The sequence below is a fragment of the Saccharothrix sp. ST-888 genome, assembly GCF_000955975.1.
GTDB lineage: Bacteria > Actinomycetota > Actinomycetes > Streptomycetales > Streptomycetaceae > Kitasatospora.
In genome coordinates this window covers 1-358 of record NZ_JYJF01000564.1, presented here as the reverse complement: position 1 = coordinate 358, position 358 = coordinate 1, and the positions used below count along the sequence as shown (strand labels likewise).

Here is a 358-nt window from a genome sequence, read left to right as displayed (position 1 = left end):
GGCGGCGGGGCCGCCGTGCTTGGACGTCTTGTCCATGTGGCGGGGCGGCGTGCCGTCCGCGTTGATGTCGATCTTCTCGCCGTTCAGGTAGTCGGGCTTGTCGGCGGCCAGGTTGGCGTACCACTCGCCGCCGGTGCCGATGATGTCCGAGGGGGCGTCGTTCAGACCGCCGGACTAGCCCCAGTGGTTGAGGTCCGGGGTGTGCGAGCTCACGCCGTGGCTCATCGCCTGGCCCGCGCCGTCCAGGGCGGTCAGCGGGTGGGTGTTGCCCGCGCGGTCGCCGTACGTCATGCAGGAGCAGCTGTCATCCCAGGACGCGTTGGCGTAGTTCTGCCCGTAGTGCACGCGGCTGTAGGCG

2 pseudogenes are annotated in these 358 nt (G+C 70.1%); both read right to left on the bottom strand.

Features of this window, described 5'->3' with window-relative positions:
• Positions 1-165: pseudogene (locus tag UK12_RS45360) on the bottom strand (hypothetical protein); the annotation flags it as partial.
• 9 nt (positions 166-174) lie between these two features.
• A pseudogene (locus UK12_RS43980) lies at positions 175-358 on the bottom strand (hypothetical protein); the annotation flags it as partial.